This window comes from Frankia sp. QA3, from assembly GCF_000262465.1.
In the GTDB taxonomy this organism is placed as follows: domain Bacteria; phylum Actinomycetota; class Actinomycetes; order Frankiales; family Frankiaceae; genus Frankia.
Genome location: NZ_CM001489.1, coordinates 669,840 through 685,959 on the forward strand (window position 1 = coordinate 669,840; position 16,120 = coordinate 685,959).

The 16,120-nt window shown below is 73.6% G+C and carries 18 protein-coding genes and 1 pseudogene; 17 read left to right on the top strand and 2 right to left on the bottom strand.

The features are described from left to right. The 3 genes and pseudogenes from FRAQA3DRAFT_RS36580 to FRAQA3DRAFT_RS02665 all read left to right on the top strand — a co-directional run. Positions 1-496, top strand: a pseudogene (locus tag FRAQA3DRAFT_RS36580) (histidine kinase); the annotation flags it as partial. A 1-nt stretch (position 497) separates the two neighbouring features. Beyond that, the gene (locus tag FRAQA3DRAFT_RS02660) at positions 498-917 is read left to right on the top strand and encodes a roadblock/LC7 domain-containing protein (RefSeq protein ID WP_009737517.1); all 420 of its coding nucleotides are present in this window, start codon (positions 498-500) and stop codon (positions 915-917) included. 127 nt (positions 918-1,044) lie between these two features. Continuing rightward, a complete protein-coding gene (locus FRAQA3DRAFT_RS02665; RefSeq protein ID WP_009737518.1) occupies positions 1,045-1,416 on the top strand; it encodes a DUF742 domain-containing protein in 372 nt (123 codons plus the stop codon). 21 nt (positions 1,417-1,437) lie between these two features. Here the strand turns inward: FRAQA3DRAFT_RS02665 and FRAQA3DRAFT_RS38355 are convergent, their stop codons facing one another. Further along, positions 1,438-1,599 carry a hypothetical protein gene (locus FRAQA3DRAFT_RS38355; RefSeq protein WP_369809490.1) on the bottom strand — a complete coding sequence of 54 codons (162 nt, stop codon included), beginning with the start codon at positions 1,597-1,599 and terminating at the stop codon, positions 1,438-1,440. Here FRAQA3DRAFT_RS38355 and FRAQA3DRAFT_RS02670 point away from each other — a divergent pair. The 14 genes from FRAQA3DRAFT_RS02670 to FRAQA3DRAFT_RS02735 all read left to right on the top strand — a co-directional run bounded on the left by FRAQA3DRAFT_RS02670 (position 1,571) and on the right by FRAQA3DRAFT_RS02735 (position 14,229). Next, entirely contained in the window at positions 1,571-2,077 is a 507-nt protein-coding gene (locus tag FRAQA3DRAFT_RS02670; protein WP_035922018.1) for an ATP/GTP-binding protein, read from the top strand. The genes FRAQA3DRAFT_RS38355 and FRAQA3DRAFT_RS02670 overlap by 29 nt on opposite strands. Beyond that, positions 2,074-3,222, top strand: coding sequence for a LuxR C-terminal-related transcriptional regulator (locus tag FRAQA3DRAFT_RS02675; protein WP_009737520.1), 1,149 nt, complete (start codon positions 2,074-2,076; stop codon positions 3,220-3,222). The genes FRAQA3DRAFT_RS02670 and FRAQA3DRAFT_RS02675 overlap by 4 nt, the downstream gene beginning before the upstream one ends. Positions 3,223-4,140: 918 nt before the next feature. Further along, a complete protein-coding gene (locus tag FRAQA3DRAFT_RS02680) occupies positions 4,141-4,515 on the top strand; it encodes a TcmI family type II polyketide cyclase (RefSeq protein WP_009737521.1) in 375 nt (124 codons plus the stop codon). Positions 4,516-4,962: 447 nt separating this feature from the next. Beyond that, positions 4,963-5,220: an acyl carrier protein gene (locus FRAQA3DRAFT_RS02685; protein ID WP_009737522.1), complete on the top strand. Its 258-nt coding sequence runs from the start codon at positions 4,963-4,965 to the stop codon at positions 5,218-5,220. 79 nt (positions 5,221-5,299) lie between these two features. Beyond that, positions 5,300-5,794, top strand: coding sequence for an SRPBCC family protein (locus FRAQA3DRAFT_RS02690; RefSeq protein ID WP_009737523.1), 495 nt, complete (start codon positions 5,300-5,302; stop codon positions 5,792-5,794). Between the two features lie 14 nt (positions 5,795-5,808). Next, positions 5,809-6,312 (top strand): cupin domain-containing protein, encoded by a 504-nt coding sequence (locus FRAQA3DRAFT_RS02695; RefSeq protein WP_009737524.1) that lies wholly within the window; start codon positions 5,809-5,811, stop codon positions 6,310-6,312. A 17-nt stretch (positions 6,313-6,329) separates the two neighbouring features. Further along, positions 6,330-7,604, top strand: coding sequence for a beta-ketoacyl synthase (locus tag FRAQA3DRAFT_RS02700; RefSeq protein ID WP_009737525.1), 1,275 nt, complete (start codon positions 6,330-6,332; stop codon positions 7,602-7,604). Beyond that, entirely contained in the window at positions 7,601-8,911 is a 1,311-nt protein-coding gene (locus FRAQA3DRAFT_RS02705) for a beta-ketoacyl synthase N-terminal-like domain-containing protein (RefSeq protein WP_035920519.1), read from the top strand. The genes FRAQA3DRAFT_RS02700 and FRAQA3DRAFT_RS02705 overlap by 4 nt, the downstream gene beginning before the upstream one ends. Before the next feature lie 133 nt (positions 8,912-9,044). After that, positions 9,045-9,782, top strand: coding sequence for an SDR family NAD(P)-dependent oxidoreductase (locus tag FRAQA3DRAFT_RS02710; RefSeq protein ID WP_009737527.1), 738 nt, complete (start codon positions 9,045-9,047; stop codon positions 9,780-9,782). Beyond that, complete coding sequence (locus FRAQA3DRAFT_RS02715) at positions 9,782-10,123, top strand: antibiotic biosynthesis monooxygenase (protein WP_009737528.1); 342 nt, start codon at positions 9,782-9,784, stop codon at positions 10,121-10,123. Before FRAQA3DRAFT_RS02710 ends, FRAQA3DRAFT_RS02715 begins: the two co-directional genes overlap by 1 nt. 2 nt (positions 10,124-10,125) lie before the next feature. Continuing rightward, positions 10,126-10,476 (top strand): antibiotic biosynthesis monooxygenase, encoded by a 351-nt coding sequence (locus FRAQA3DRAFT_RS02720; RefSeq protein WP_009737529.1) that lies wholly within the window; start codon positions 10,126-10,128, stop codon positions 10,474-10,476. A gap of 420 nt (positions 10,477-10,896) precedes the next feature. After that, positions 10,897-12,153, top strand: coding sequence for a hypothetical protein (locus FRAQA3DRAFT_RS02725; RefSeq protein WP_009737530.1), 1,257 nt, complete (start codon positions 10,897-10,899; stop codon positions 12,151-12,153). A 137-nt stretch (positions 12,154-12,290) separates the two neighbouring features. Then, entirely contained in the window at positions 12,291-12,782 is a 492-nt protein-coding gene (locus FRAQA3DRAFT_RS02730; RefSeq protein WP_009737531.1) for a flavin reductase family protein, read from the top strand. Between the two features lie 124 nt (positions 12,783-12,906). Next, on the top strand, positions 12,907-14,229 hold the full coding sequence (locus FRAQA3DRAFT_RS02735) for an enoyl-CoA hydratase/isomerase family protein (protein ID WP_157467022.1): 1,323 nt from the start codon (positions 12,907-12,909) through the stop codon (positions 14,227-14,229). 36 nt (positions 14,230-14,265) lie between these two features. Here FRAQA3DRAFT_RS02735 and FRAQA3DRAFT_RS02740 read toward each other — a convergent pair. Further along, positions 14,266-16,120 (bottom strand): AAA domain-containing protein (locus tag FRAQA3DRAFT_RS02740; protein ID WP_009737533.1); only part of this gene is annotated, 1,855 nt, incomplete at its 5' end.

A 16,120-nucleotide genomic window follows, 5' to 3' on the forward strand; every position in this document is an offset into this window, starting at 1 on the left:
GCCGGAGCCGCCGGACGACGCCGGCGGCCGGACCCCCTCCCTGTTCGGCCAGCCCCCCGTGGCGCGGGACCTCCCCGGCGGCCCACCGGCCCACACCGACCCGTTCACCTCGCCGCTGAGCCGCCCGACCGGGCCCCGCCGCGGTGACACCCCCGCCGCGGGCCAGTCGATCGTCCCGCTGCACCGCCCCGGGCCGCCCGCCCGAACCGGTGGTGCCGGTGGTGCCGGTGGTGCGGCCGGGGCGGGCCTGCCCGAGCGTGGCGGCCAGGCGCCCGAGGACCGCACCGAGGTGGGCCTGCCGCGGCGCACCCGACGGGCCAGCCTCGCGCCCCAGCTGCGCCGGGACAGCCCCGACGAGCAGCCGGGCAAGCTCGCCGCGCAGCGCAGCCCGGAAGAGATCCGCAGCATGATGTCGTCCTTCCAGAGCAACTTCGGTCGCGGGCTGGCGGACGGCCAGGTTTCCAACGACGGCGACGATGTGGGAAAGGTGACCTGAGATGCGTCCGCTGGGGCCGTCCGAGAACATGAGCTGGTTGCTCAACAACCTCGTCAAGAAGGTTCCGGAAGTCACCTACGTGATCGCACTGTCCTCGGACGGTCTGCTGCTCGCGACCTCCTACGGGATGGACCGGGCGACCGCAGACCAGCTCGCGGCGGTCGCCTCCGGGTTCAACAGCCTCGCCCGCGGCGCGGGCCGGTTCTTCGGCGGCGGCAACGTCCGCCAGACCATCGTCGAAATGGACCAGGGCTTCCTGTTCGTCACGGCGGTCGGCGACGGCTCGTGCCTGGCGATCCTGTCCAGCACCGGGGCGGACATCGGCCTCATCGCCTACGAGATGGCCCTGCTGGTGACCAGGGTCGGGGAGTTCCTCACTCCGGAGTTGCGCGCCCAGATGCAGTCCGCGCTGCCGCTGTAGGCGCCCGCCGCGGCGGTCGACGGGGGTGCGACCGCGAATCCTGGCCCACCGGTCGACCCCTGCCCGTACCGACCGGACGGCAACGCAAACCGTCATGGCAGCGGAGCTCTCAGGCAGGAGGACCGGTATGTCGCACGACGAGGAATGGTTCGACGAAGATGCGGGTCCGGTCGTCCGCCCCTACGCCGTCACCGGTGGTCGGACCCGGCCCACCAACCGGGCCCTGGAACTGGTGGCGCTGGTGACCACCACGCCCAACGGTCGGCTGATGGGCGCGACGCTGGAACCGGAACAGCGCTCGATCGCGCTGCTCTGCCAGCGGGTGCAGTCGATCGTCGAGATCTCGGCGCGGCTGGATCTGCCGATCGGCGTCGTGCGGGTCCTCGTCGGCGACATGCTCGATGCCGGACTGATCACGGTGAACCGGCCGGCCCGCCCGTCCGACCGTCCTTCCGCCGCCCTCATCGAAAAGGTGCTCGATGGACTACAGGCCCTCTAGGGACTACCGGCCCGATAGGGACTACCGGCCCGATAGGGAGTACAGGCCCGACAGGACGGGGTCGCCGGAGACGACGGCGCCGCATCCGGTCAAAATCATCATCGCCGGCGGGTTCGGAGTCGGGAAGACGACGTTCGTCGGGGCGGTCAGCGAGATCCCGCCGCTGACCACGGAGGCCGCCATGACGGCCGCCAGCATCGGCATCGACGACACCAGCTCGGTCAGCTCGAAGACGACCACCACGGTCGCGATGGACTTCGGGCGGATCACGCTGGTCGACAGCGTCATCCTCTACCTGTTCGGCACCCCCGGGCAGGACCGGTTCTGGTTCATGTGGGACGAGCTGGTCCTCGGCGCGATCGGCGCGGTGGTGCTCGTCGACACCCGGCGGCTGGCGGACTCCTTCCCCGCCATCGACTACTTCGAGGAGCGTGACATCCCGTTCCTCGTCGCACTGAACCGGTTCGACGGCGCCCGGGAGTACCGCGTCGAGGACGTCCGCGCGGCGCTGGACCTCGACCCGCGCCGGCCGGTGGTGTTCTGCGACGCCCGCCAGCGCGAGTCGGTCCGCCAGGCGCTGGTGTCGCTGGTCCGCCACGCGCTCGATGTGGTCTCCGCCGAGTCGGCCGGCCGGCCGAGCCTGCCGCAGCGGTCCGGGTGAACGCCACGGACGACCGTTCGGACCTGACCAGCACGAGCGCCGCACCGCCCGTGGCGGGGCCGGTCGCCGCGATCCCTGCCCGCCGGGGAGGTCCAGCTCCCGATCCGGGGAAGGGCGCTCCAGCTCCGGGGAAGGGCAAGGCGCTCGATATTCTCGGTCTCGATGACGTCGCACTGTCCGCCTATCGGCTCTGGCTGCGCCACGAGTCGCTGAGCGTGACCGAGGCGGCGGAGATGCTCGGGGAGTCGACGAGCGTCGTCGGCCGGGTCCGTGACCGGCTGGTCGAACTCGGCCTGCTGCTGGCCTCCCGGGAACGGCCCGGGCGCTTCGTCGCCGTCCATCCCGAGGCCGGTCTGGACCATCTGCTCCAGGCCCAGCACGAGCAGCTCATCCGGCGCCACGAGCGGCTCGTGCGGGCCCGGGCGCAGGTGAGCGTCTTCGTCTCGGACTACCTGGAGGGCCATCCCGGTCCGGACACGGTCGAGGTGCAGCGCATCGACGGCGTCGACCAGGCCCGTGCCGAGCTGCTCGCCCTCGTCGGCCGGGCCGAGCGGGAGGTGCTCACCCTGCGCACCCGCCGGGGCTGGTCGGCGGCGCTGTCCGCCGACGTCATGCCGGTCGAGCTGCGGGCACTGCGGCGCGGGGTCGTGATGCGCAGCGTGCTGCCGCGCTCGATGCGCCTCGACGAACGCGGCGCCGGCTACGTGCGCACCGTCGCCGCGCACGGCCTCGACGCCCGCGTCACCGACGACCCGCGGCTGGACGCCACCACCGTCGACGGCCGCGTCGGGCTCGTCCGGCTGGCCCGCGGCGGCGTCGGCGCCGGCGGCCACACGCTGCTCGTGCGCACGCCCGAGCTCACCGCCGTCCTGCTCACCCTGTTCGAGCAGGTCTGGGAGATCGCCGAGCCGCTCGGCGGCTGGCCGGCGCAGACCGGCACCGAGGAGTCGGCCGACGACCCCTCCGACACCGAGCGGCTGCTGCTGCGCCTGCTCAGCCTCGGTGTCAAGGACGAGGCGGCCGCCCGCCACCTCGGTGTCTCCGTGCGCACGGTGCGCCGCATGATCGCGGATCTGATGTCCCGCCTCAACGCCCGCAGCCGCTTCCAGGCCGGCACCCTCGCCTCCCGCCGCGGCTGGCTCTGATCGCCCCCCGCATAGCGCCTTCGGCGCGATGCGGGGGGCTTTCCCCACATAGCGCCTTCGGCGCGATGCGGGGACCCCTGCCCTCGGGGGGGCAGCCGGCTTTCCGTCGGATCGCCTTCGGCGATCCTCCTGGGTTGATCTTTGGGGTCTCCGGCGCTTCGCGGCCAGATCGCGGTCAGGTCGTGCCGAGGAACAAGTACGGCATTTCGCCCGTAGTGGTCCGGGGGCCGTGGCTATCTCTCGGCACGACTCGTACTCGGCCGATCGGGGACCGGGCGAGCCTTTGCGGTTACGGAAAGTAGTGGAGTGCTACGGCTCGGGCGGGGAAGAACCAGAGTCTGCGTCAGGTGACGGCCTGAATGGTGATGTCGGTCGGACATGGCGGCGCTCACGTGCGTGACCTCGCTCACCGCTGGGGTTCGGCGAGCTGGACCCGGTTGATGTCGTGGGGGGTGTGGCCGGCGGTCGGGAAGGCGCCGATTGTCGGCGAGGCGGGCTCCGGTGGCGATCCAGGTGGCCGCCGCCGGCTTGGCGTCGGGGAACATCCCCCCTGGTCGGGGGCCTGCCGTCCGGCTTGTTGTAGCGGTGTTGGGTGTGAAGTGAGCATTAGTTGGCAGATGATTGCCAGGGCAGCTTGATGCCAGGCCAATTCCAGGACACCGGCCGCGCCTGGCCGCATGCTCTCGATGAGCCGAACACTGACCAAGTCAGGGGGTCGGCGGGCACGGCCGGCGGTCGCGAGTCGGTCGGCGCTCGCCTGCCCGCCCGTCGTCGACGGGCCCCGCATGCCACGCGCGGCGCACGCGCGGCACGCGGCGGGCCCGTCCGTCCGCCATCCGCCGTGCCGTCGACCTGCCGGCCCGCAGGCCGCCATGCACGCCGCTCGCCTCTCCTGGAAACCGCCCGAGGAGTCCTTCCGTGCCCGCAGTTGCCGGATCGCAGCCCGCCGCCACGCAGTCGGGAAAGCCGACGCACCGCACCCTGATCGTGGCGAGAATGAACCCCGCCGACGCCGACGCCGTCGCCGGGACCTTCGCCGAGTCCGACGCGGGGGAGCTCCCCGGCATCGTCGGCGTCACCCGCCGCGAGCTGTTCGAGTTCCACGGGCTCTATTTCCACCTCATCGACGCGCCGGCGGACATCGCGCCGACGGTCTCGGACGTGCGCGGGCACCCGTTGTTCGTCGACGTGAACACGAAGCTGGAGAAGTTCATCACCGCCTACGACCCGGCGACCTGGCGGGGTCCGCGGGACGCGATGGCGCGCAGCTTCTACCACTGGTCGGCCGGCTGACCGGTCCAGGTCCGCGCCGCCGCGGGCTCCGGTCACCCGCGGCCCGCGCCCGTCCACCGCGACGGGCGTGCGCCGTGGCCTGATTCGCGTCACCGCCCGCCTGACCTGCGTCCCGACCCGTCCTGGCTGACTTCCCCGACCTTTCCTGGCCGACGTCCCCGGCCTTTCCTGGCCGGTGTCGCCGGTTCGCCCTGACCCGCGCCACCGCAACGCCCCGTCCGGGCTGCGGTCGCCGCGGTGCCCAGGGCTGCCTCGACATGCCCTGGTCACGCCGTCGGCGCGGGCGCCGCGCCGGCGCCCGAATCCGAAGAACCGCGTGCTCCGTCGGGGCCCTGCCTGGGTGCCTTGCCTTCCGCCGTGAGGGCAGCTCCAGGCCCGCCCGCGGTGCATTCAGGCGAAAAGACCTTCAGTCGATCCCATCTGCAGCCGACCCGAGGAGATCCTGAAATGCCCCATCAGTGGACGGCCGACGCCCTGCTCGGTTTCCTTGTCGAGCAGGCCGGGCTGCCCCCGGAGGACCGCCCCACCGACCTGGCCGTGACGTTCCTGGACATCGGCCTGGACTCGTTGGCCTATCTCCAGCTCTCCGCGGAGGTGGTCGGCGCCTTCGGGGTGGACCTGCCGGCCGAGATGCCGGAGGGATACACCCTCGCGGAGATTCTCGACACCGTGAACGCCGCGCTCGGCGAGCGTGAGCCGGTCTGATTCCCAATCGACGCCCGGAATCGCCGCCGCCGATTCCCGATCCGCATCCGGAGTTTCCTTCACAAACCGGGGAGTAGCTGTGAGTGGGCATACCGAAAACTCGATTTTCATCGACGCCGACATCGACACGGTCTGGACCATCACCAACGACCTGACCTCGTGGCCCGACCTGTTCACGGAATACGCGTCGGTGGACATCATCGAGAGCAACGGGAACACCTTCAAGTTCCGGCTCACCATGCATCCGGACGAGAACGGAACGGAGTGGAGCTGGGTGTCGGAACGGACGCTCGACCCGGCGAACCGGCAGGTCCGCGCCTACCGCATCGAGACCGGGCCGTTCGAGTACATGCACATCCACTGGACCTACACCCCGGAGGGCTCCGGCACCCGGATGCGCTGGGTGCAGGACTTCCACATGCGCCCGGCGGCGCCGCTCAACGACGAGCAGATGACCGACCGGATCAACACCAACACCGTCCGGGAGATGGCCGTGATCCGGGCGAAGGTCGAGCGGGCCGCCGCGGCCGCGCGTCCCGCCCTGCTCGCCATGGCCGTGCCGGAACAGGTCTGAGGAGGACGCGACCGATGGCAGCTCCAGCGACGACGACCCCGAAGGTTCTCTGCATCCACGACATCGCGCCCAACCGGCGTCGCGGGGGGGACATCCGCGCCCTGCTCTCCCCGGCGACGGTCGGCTCGACCACCGGCTTCCTCGGCACGCTCACCCTCGAGCCGGGCGAGGTCGTCACCGAGCACTGGCACCCCTACTCGGAGGAGTTCCTCTACTGCGTGCGCGGGAGCGTGACCGCCCGGCTGGACGGTGAGCACCAGGTCGTGGCGGCCGAGCACGGGGTGTGCATCCCGATCGGCATGCGTCACCGCATCGTCAACACGGGCGACGAGACCGCGTTCCTCGTGTTCCACCTCAGCCCGCTGGCGCCCCGCCCCGACCTCGGCCACGTCGACACCGAGGCGGTGCTGAACCCGGACGCGCCGCACGCCCCCATCATCCGTTCGGGCCCCCACGCCGACACTGTGCCCGCCGACACTGTGCCCGCCGGGGCCCTGCCCGCCGGGGCCAGACGGTGAGCGGAGCGAGGAGGACGGTGGTCACCGGCATCGGGGTGGTAGCCCCGGGCGGGGTGAACCGCAAGGAGTTCTGGACGCTGCTGACCGACGGGCGCACGGCGACCCGGCGGCTGTCGTTCTTCGACCCGTCGCAGTTCCGCTCCCAGGTCGCCGCCGAATGCGACTTCGATCCGGCGGCGGCCGGGCTGACCGCCCGCCAGATCGCCCGCAACGACCGCTTCGTGCAGTTCGCGCTGGCCGCGGCGCTGGAGGCGGTCGAGGACAGCGGCCTGGACCTGCGCCCCGCCGGCGCGGGCGGCCTCGGCGACGAGGCCGGGGACGGCCCGGTCGTCGGCGTCAGCATGGGCAGCGCGGTCGGCGCGACGACCCGGCTGGAGAACGAGTACGTCGTCGTCTCCGACTCGGGCCGGCACTGGGAGGTCGACCCGCACTACGCCAGCTCCTTCCTGTACCACGCGCTGGTCCCGAGCTGCCTGGCCACGGAGCTCGCCTGCCGCTTCGGCACGCACGGCCCGGCGTCGGTGGTGTCCACCGGCTGCACCTCGGGCATCGACGCGGTCGGCTACGGCGCGCAGCTCATCGCCGACGGCGAGGCGGACATCGTCATCGCCGGCGCCTCCGACGCGCCGCTGTCACCGATCTCGGTGGCCTGCTTCGACGCGATCCGGGCGACCTCGGCGCGCAACGACGACCCCGAGCACGCCTCCCGCCCCTTCGACGCCAGCCGCGACGGCTTCGTGATGGGGGAGGGCTCGGCCGTGCTCATCCTCGAGGAGCTGTCGTCCGCACGGGCCCGTGGGGCGCACATCTACTGCGAGGTCGGCGGCTACGCGTCACGGTCCAACGCCTTCCACATGACCGGCCTGCGCCCCGACGGCGTCGAGATGGCCGAGGCGATCCGGGTCGCGATGGACGCGGCGCGGGTCGGCGCGGACGACATCGACTACATCAACGCGCACGGCTCGGGCACCAAACAGAACGACCGGCACGAGACGGCCGCCTTCAAGCGCTCGCTGGGTCCGCGCGCATACGAGGTCCCGGTCAGCTCGATCAAGTCGATGGTCGGCCACTCCCTCGGCGCGATCGGTTCCCTGGAGATCGCCGCCTGCGCCCTGGCCATCGAGAACGACGTCGTTCCGCCCACCGCCAACTGGGCCACCCGCGATCCGGCGTGCGACCTCGACTACGTGCCGAACATCGCCCGTGATCACACCGTCGACGTGGCGCTGTCGGTGGGCAGCGGGTTCGGCGGGTTCCAGTCCGCGATCGTCCTGTCGGCGCCGAACCGGTGAGCGCCGCCGTGGGCACCTCCGCCTCTGCCGTGACCGACACGGACCGTTCGGCGACGGCCGGCGAGCGCTCGCCGGCCGTGGTCCGGCCGGTCGTCACCGGCCTGGGGGTCATCGCCCCCAGCGGCCTGGGGGTCGAGCAGTACTGGGCGTCGACCCTGCGCGGGGAGCTGCGCATCGCCCCGATCAGCCGGTTCGACCCGGCCCGTTACTCCGCCAGGCTCGCCGGCGAGGTCGGCGGGTTCGAGCCGGAGGAACACGTCGACAAGCGGTACATCGTCCAGACCGACCGGTGGACCTGGTTCGGGATGGCCGCCTCCCGGCTGGCCCTGGCCGACGCCGCCTACGACCCGGCCGACCACGACCCGTACGCCACCGCGGTCGTGTTCGGCAGCGGCTCCGGCGGCAACGACTTCGGCCAGCGGGAGCTGCAGCGGCTGTGGACCCGCGGGCGCACCGCGGTGAGCGTCTACCAGTCGATCGCCTGGTTCTACGCGGCGACGACCGGCCAGACGTCGATCCGTCATGGCCTGAAGGGGCCATCCGGGGTCGTGGTCAGCGACGGCGCCGGCGGGCTGGACAGCCTCGCCCAGGCCAGACGGGTCATCCGTCGCGGCACGTCGACGGTGCTCGCGGGGGGCGCCGAATCGGGCCTGACGCCGTACGGGCTCACCTGCCATCTGAGCAGCGGTCGGGTCAGCACCGCCGCCGCGGCGGCGGACGGCTACAAGCCGTTCGACGTGCGGGCGAACGGCTACCTGCCGGGAGAGGGCGGGGCGACCCTGGTCGTCGAGGATCCGGCGGCGGCGGCCGCCCGCGGCGCATCTCACGTCTACGGGGAGATCGCGGGATACGCCGCGACGCACGACGCCGCCCACCATGCCCGCCCGGCACCGGACGGCCGCTGGCTGGCCACCGCGATGCGCCGGGCCCTGGCCGACGCGGGCCTCGTCCCGGACGACGTGGACGTGGTGTTCGCCGACGGCGCCGGTTCCCCGGACCTCGACGCCCAGGAGGCGGCGGCGATCCGGGCCGTGTTCGGCGAGCGGGCGGTGCCGGTGACGGCGCCGCAGGGCTTCGTCGGCCGGCTGTGCGCGGGCGGCTCGGCGCTGTCGGTGGCCACCGCGCTGCTGTCGATTCGGGACGGCGTCATCCCCGCGGTGGGCAACCTCGACACCCCCGATCCGGGCTACGGCCTGGACCTGGTGCAGACCCCCCGGCGGACCCCCGTCCGGGTGGCGCTGGTCAACGCCCGCGGCTACGGCGGCTTCAACAGCAGCCTCGTCGTCCGCGCCGTCGACCCCGCCTGACCGGACCCCACCTGACCGGACCCGCCCGACCGGGCCCGGCCCGGCCTGCGCGACCCACGTGAGCTGCTCGACCCACGTGAGCTGCTCGATCCGTTCGACCTGCTCGATTCCTCGACCTAGGAGACAGTCAGCGATGTTCCCAGACCTGGCCGGGCGACGCGCCCTGGTCACCGGTGGCACCCGCGGCATCGGCCGGGCCGTCGTGCTCGGCCTGGCCCGCGCCGGCGCGACGGTCGTCGTCGGCCACCAGCGCCAGACCGAGGAGGCCGAGAGCCTGCGCCTCGAGCTGAAGGACACCGGCGGCGACCACCTGCTCGTGCAGGCGGACGTGGCCGACCCGGCCCAGATCACCGAGCTCATCGAGGCCACCGGCACGCATCTCGGCGGCCTCGACATCGTGGTCAACAGCGTCGGGACGATCAGCCACATCCCCTACGCGGACCTGCCGCTGGACGCCTGGACGCAGGTGCTCGCCACCAACCTCACCGCCACCCACCTGGTCACCCAGGGTGCGCTGGCGCTGCTCGGCGAGTCCGGTTCGGTGGTCAACATCGGGTCGGGCGCCGGGGTCGTCGGCGTGCCGCTGCGGGCGCACTACACCGCGGCGAAGACCGGCCTGATCGGGCTGACCCGTTCGCTGTCCAAGGAGCTCGGCTCCCGCGGCATCCGGGTCAACCTCGTCTCCCCGGGTGTCATCGAGACCGACCAGGCCGCCGGCATGCCCGAGGCCGCCCGGACGGCCTACACCAACCGCATTCCGCTGGGCCGCCTCGGCGAGGCCGACGAGGTCGCCGCGGTCGTCCTGTTCCTGGCCAGCGACGTGTCGTCCTACGTCAACGGCGCCACCTTCACGGTCGACGGAGGAATCTGATGGCATCGACCCCGCCCTTCCGGATCATGCTGACGATGCGGATCCACCCGGGCCGCGAGGCCGAGTTCGAGCAGACCTGGCTGCGCATCGGCGACGCGGTCACCTCCCACCCCGCCAACCTGGGCCAGTGGCTGATCCGTTCGGAGGACGAGCCGGGCACGTACTTCATCACCAGCGACTGGGTCGACGAGGCGCAGTTCCGCGAGTTCGAGACCAGCGAGCGGCACCTGGAGCACCGCAGGGCGCTGCACCCGCTGCGTGCCAGCGGCTCGATGGCCACCGGCAGCGTCCTGACGCACCTGGCCGGCGCGGCGTCCCTGCCGGTGCCGGCGGCCGGCTAGTCGTGGGCGCCGGCGTAGAGGCGGCGGTCCGGGTGATGCTCTGGGCGGTCGATCCGCCCGACGATCCCGGGGCGGTGGAACGCGCCTACCACGCGATCAGCTCCAAGCTGGTCGGCACCCCGGGCCTGCTCGGCAACACGCTGCAGCGTTCGGCGGCGGACTCGTCGCGCTACGTCGTGGTGAGCGTCTGGTCGGGCATGACCGAGTTCAGCGCCTGGGAGCAGGGGGCGGACCACCGCGGGACGACCTCCCCGCTGCGGCCGTTGCAGGATCCCGAGCGCCGCCCGGTGATCTACACGGAGGTCGCCGCGTACGGCCCGCAGGGGTCGTTCGGCGAGGCACCCGCGGCCTGACCCCACAGTCGCATGGCGTCGGCCGCACCGTCCGGGGCAGGCGGTGAGGCCGACGCCATGCCATCTCCGGCCCCCGCGCCGCGGAGCGGGTCTGGTCCGAACGGGCAGGCGATGTCCGGCTGTCCCGGGCTGTCGGGCCGGCCCCGCCCGTTCGGCGGGCCGGTCCAGCGTCGCCTCGCCGGAGCCGGTGCCGATCTACCCGGCGTAGCTGTGACGGTACGTGTCGGCTGCGGGATTGGGCGGCGCCGCTCGGTGGCAGTTCTGCCTCGCGGTGTAGAAATGCGCGGTCCGGCCTGGATGCGCCCGCGGTGTCCGGATACGTCCTTCGGCCGGCCGGGATCCGGGCAGCTCCGAGGCGGTGTCGGCGGTGGCGGGCGGTGGACCGGCCGTCGTCGGCACGGCAGGGATCGGGGGATTCGGATGCCTGACTCGTCCGCGCTGGACGTTCTGATCGGCCTCGCGCTGCTGTTCGCCGCGTTCAGCCTCGCGGTCTCCCGGATCAACGAGGCCGTGCTCGGTCTCGTGCACTACCGGGGCCGCCGCCTCGAGGCGGAGCTGCGCCGGCTGCTCGGCGGCCGCCCGCCGGGCAGCGCAGCGCCCGATTCGCCGGGCGCGCCCGCGGACGTCGCCGCGCAGTTGCTCGACGGGCCCCTGCGGGCCATGCGCACCGCCGGCCGGGACGAGGCCTCCGCCGACATGGCCGATCATCCGCCCGTGCAGCGGACCTGGACCGCGGTGAGCCGGGCCCGCCGGCTGCGGCTGCCCTCCTACGTGCCGTCCACCGCGTTCGCCCGGGCTCTGCTCGACCGGGTCGACCCACCCGCCCGGGCCATGCTGGCCCAGCTGCGCCCCGACGGACTGCCCGCGCACATCCCCGACGAGACCCGCGAGAACTACCAGACCGCGTACGAGGCCGCCCGGCGCTCGCTGGACGAGGGGTCCGCCCGGGCCCTGCATGCCGCGATGCCGGCGGACCACCCGACCGGGCGGGTCGTGGCCGCCGCGCTGGTGTCCGCCGTCGGCAGCGGGACGGTCGGCACGCTGGAGGACGGGCTGGCCGCGTTGCCACCCTCGCTGGCGAAGAACGCGCTGACCGCGGCGGTGGTCCAGACGGGCGGCGACCGGGAGAAGATCATCACCGAGGTGGCGCGGTGGTACGACGAGGCGATGGACCGCCTGTCCGGGTGGTACAAGCGGCGGGTCGCGGTATTCCTGCTCGGCTACGCGATCGTCCTGTCCGCTGTGTTCAACCTCGACGCGGTCGGCATCTCCCGGGCGCTGTGGCAGGACGGGACCGTGCGCGACGCGGCCGTGACCGCGAGCCAGAGCCAGGTCGCCGCCGACGCCGGCACCACCACCGCGGGCTCGGGTGACGCGGGCTCGGACGACGTGGGCTCGGGCGACGCGGGTGTGGGCGACGCCGTCGAGAGCGCGATCAAGTCGGTGCGGGACGCCTCGGGCCTCGCCCTGCCGATCGGGTGGGTTCAGGCGAGCGACGACCGCGACGACCCGCGTGAGGTCCCGCACACCGTCGACGGATGGTTGCTGAAGATCGCCGGTCTGGCCATCGCCTGCTTCGCCCTCACCGCCGGCGCCCCCTTCTGGTTCGAACTGCTGGGTCGGTTGGTCAACATGCGTGCTGCCGGGCCGAAGCCGCGGTCGGCCACCAGCGCCTGACCGGCGCGGGGCGGTGGTCCGGCGCCGCTGGTGGTCCGGCGCCGCTGGTGGTCCGGCGCCGCTGGTGGTCCGGCGGGGCGGGTTGGGTGGTCCGCGGGCGTTGACCCGTCCGCCCGATCGGAGGAGCGTGGCCGGCGATGACCGAACCCACCGTTTTCCACGAAGCCGTGAGTGCGATCAGTTACCCGATGGTGATCGTGACGGCGAGGGTGCCCGACGGGGAACGCAGCGGCTGCCTCGTCGGCTTCCACACCCAGTGCAGCATCGAGCCGGCGCGTTACCTGCTGTGCATCTCGCGGGCCAACCACACCCACGGGGTCGCCCTGGCAGCCAGCCACCTCGCGGTCCATCTCCTCGACGAGGCCGACGAGGAGCTCGCGACGCTGTTCGGCGAGCAGACCGGCGACGAGATCGACAAGTTCGCGCGCTGCGCCTGGGAGGAGGGTCCGTTCGGACTGCCCGTCCTCGAGCAGCCGCGCGCCTGGTTCGCCGGTCCCGTGCACACCCGGGTCGACGTGGGGGACCACACGGCGTTCGTCATCGAACCGGTCGACGGCGCGGTCGGCGGGCCGTTCACCCAACTCGGCTTCCAACAGGTCCGGGACATGCAGCCAGGCCATCCGGCCTGACGGTCCTGACGGGCCGGCCGGGGACGGATCCGCGCCGCACAGGCCGCCGCGGTGCCCGCCATGGGCGGTCCGGGGGAGGAGGACCGCGCGAATCCGCGGCGCCGGGGCACTAGCTTCATCTGTCGTGAACACTCCTGTGCCCGGACCGGCCGCGCAACCGGTCGGCTCCGACCCGTTCGACGTCACCCCCGGCCCGGCCGTCACCCCCAGCCCGATCGGGGGGGACCTGCTTGCCGGGCTGGACGGCGCGGGTGGGCGGCGGGTCACCGACCCCGAGGCGGTGCTCGCGGACCTGCACGCCGATCCGGAGGCCTTCAGCCCACTCGGGGGACGGCCTATCCTGGTCGTCGACGCCGCCTCTCCGGCAGCGATCAGGGTCGGCGAACTCGGCCGTCGGCTGCCCTGCGTCTGCGTCGCCGTGGCCGAGGATCTGCGGTGGGTCCCCGCGGGCGTCGCCACCTGTGGCTTCGACATCCTGCTCACCGACGAGCCGGAGGCGCCGCGGCCGTGGGTGACCGCCCCGGACGGGATCGACGCCGCGGTGGACGCGCTGGCCGCCGCGACCGCGGCGAATCCCTACGCCGCGGTCGCGCTCGTGCAGTTGCTGCGGGTGAGCACCGGCATCGACGTGCGCGACGCCGTCGTCGCCGAGTCGTTCGCCTACTCGGCGTTGCAGGCCGGCCCGGAGTTCGCCGGCTGGCTGTCGCGCCGCCGGGCCAGGCAGAGTGCGCGGGCGGCGGCCCGGCCCGGGTTGGACCCGGCCTCCGCGGCCTCCGCGGCCGCCGTCGTGCCCGCCGACAGCGCGCTCGCGGCCGACGCGGCGACGGAGCCCACCGTGACGGCGACGGCGACGGCGACGGCCGGGGCCGCGTCCGCGCCCGCCGTCCTGGTCGAGCGGGACGGCGCGGTGCTCACGGTCATCCTCAACCGGCCGCGGGTGCACAACGCGGTGAGCATCAGCCTGCGCGACGGGCTGGTCGCCGCCTTCGGGCTCGCCGCCGCCGACAGCGAGCTCGCCGAGATCCGGCTGGCCGGCACCGGACCGTCGTTCTCCAGCGGCGGCGACCTGACCGAGTTCGGCACGATGCTCGACCCGGTCGGCGCCCACGCCGTGCGGACCACCCGCAGCATTCCGCTGGGCCTGCTGGCCACCGGGCTGCCGGTGACCGCCTACGTCCACGGCCTGTGCATCGGCGCGGGGGCGGAGCTGCCCGCGTTCTGCGGCCGGGTCGTCGCCGCCCCCGACACCACGTTCCGGCTCCCGGAGGTGGCGATGGGGCTGGTCCCCGGCGCCGGGGGGACGGCGAGCATCCCGCGGCGGATCGGCCCGCAGCGGGCCGCCTACCTGATCCTCAGCGGGCTTCCCATCGACGCCGAGCGGGCGTTGGCCTGGGGCCTCGTCGACGAGATCGTCCCGCGGGCCGGCATGCCCGGCGCGAGCGGCTGACCGCCCCGGGCATGCGCCGCCGTGCCCGGCCGCCGGTCAGCCGCCTACGTCCGGGCGGATGCCGAGCTCGTCGAGCCGGCGCCACAGGCCGTCGAGTGTGCGGGTGGGATGGCGGTAGAACTCCGAGCCGCGGATGCGGAGGAACGTCCAGCCGAGCCGCTCCAGGATCCGCTGGCGGCGCAGGTCCGCCTCCCACTGGTCCGGGCCGTGGAACCGGTCGCCGTCGCATTCGACGGCGAGCCGGGGGCCGCGGGCGCGCCCGCCGGCCGGGTCGGTCCCGGCGGCGCCGGGCGCTGGGTGGCCGGGCGCTGGGTGGCCGGGCGCTGGGTGGCCGGGTGAGCCTTCGACGACGAGGTCGATGCGGTAGCGGCCGACGGGATGCTGGGGGCGGACCCGGTAGCCGCGGGCGAGGATCTCACGCAGGACGGCCCGCTCGAACTCGCTTTCGCAGCGGTCGGCGAGCCGGCCCTCGGCCTGCGGGATCGCGCCGGCGTAGGCGTATTCGACGAGCTGGCGGCGGACGTCGTCGTCGCGCAGCGTCGCCGGGTCGACGGTGTGGAACACCCACATCTGGTTGCGGGCGCGACTGGCGGCGACGTTCACGCGTTGCAGGTCGCGGCGGCGGGTGGCCGCGGAACGGTTGTCGTCGGCGACGACGGAGACGAACACGACGTCGCGCTCGTCGCCCTGGAACTGGTACGGGTCACCAACCCGCAGCGCCCGCCGGGAGAACTCGCGCTCGCCGAGCCGCTCGACCAGGGCGTGCTCGATGAGCCGGGGCTGCCCGGCGCCGAGCAGGGTGACCACGCCCATCGTCATCCCCTCGTACGCGCCGTCGGCGCAGCAGGCGACGACCTGGTCGACGATCGCCTGCGCCTCCGCCGGGTTGGCGTCGCCGAACCGGGTCTGCGTGCGGGCGCCGTCGGCGACGCGCACCGGGCGCAGCGCGGCGCCGATCGCGAGCTCCGGGTCCTCCCTCAGCGGCAGGATCTGATGGTCGTAGAAGCGGTTGGAGAACCCGATGATGTCGGGCAGGCAGCGGAAGTGCTCCTTGAGCACCACGGTCCGCGGGAACACCCTGGCGGCGGTGTCGTAGAGGCTCGCCTCCACGTCGAGCAGCGAACGCTGGGCGACGTCGGGCAGGTGGGCGTCGATCAGCGCCCCGACCCGGGCCCGGTCGATGCCGACGGCCTCCGGGCTCGTCTGCGCGTCGTCGCCGACGACCACGGCGCGCCGGCCCAGGCTGAGCACGCCGAGAGAGAGGATGTCGCACTGGCTGGACTCGTCGACGATGACGACGTCGAACAGGTCGTCGGATCCCGGGTCGAAGCTCTCCATCACCCGGTACGTCGGCATGATCCACACCGGGACGGCGCCCATCGCGGCGCGCATGTGCGCGCGGGCCTGCGCGCGCCAGTGCGGGGCGTACTTCCCGGTGCCCTTCCCCAGCCGGTCGAGGGCCTGCACCCAGCCGGTGAGCGCGCGGCGTTCCTGGTCCCCGAGCCGGGTCGCGAGCCCGAGACGGGCGGCGCGGCGCGCGGTGTCGAGCACGAGCCGGCGGGCCTGCTCGGAGGCGTCGCCGAGCTGGCGGCCGAGCAGCGCGAGATCGCCGTCGGCGTGCAGGTCGTCGAGCCAGGTCTGCGCCTGCCGCCAGCGCCACGCCGCCGCGGCCCGCGCCGGGTCGCCGCAGGCGGCGGCGTCACCGGGCCGGTCGAGGATGGCATCGGCCCACAGCGGCGCGACGGCACGCAGCCGATCCGACAGGCGGGTACGCGCGGCGGCGTCGGGGCGCAGTGCCGCCAGCCGGGCACCCTCGTCGAGCAACGCCTCCCAGGCGGCGAGGTCGCGCCGCGTCAGTGCCTCGTGCAGCTCGCCCCACAGTCGGCCGGCC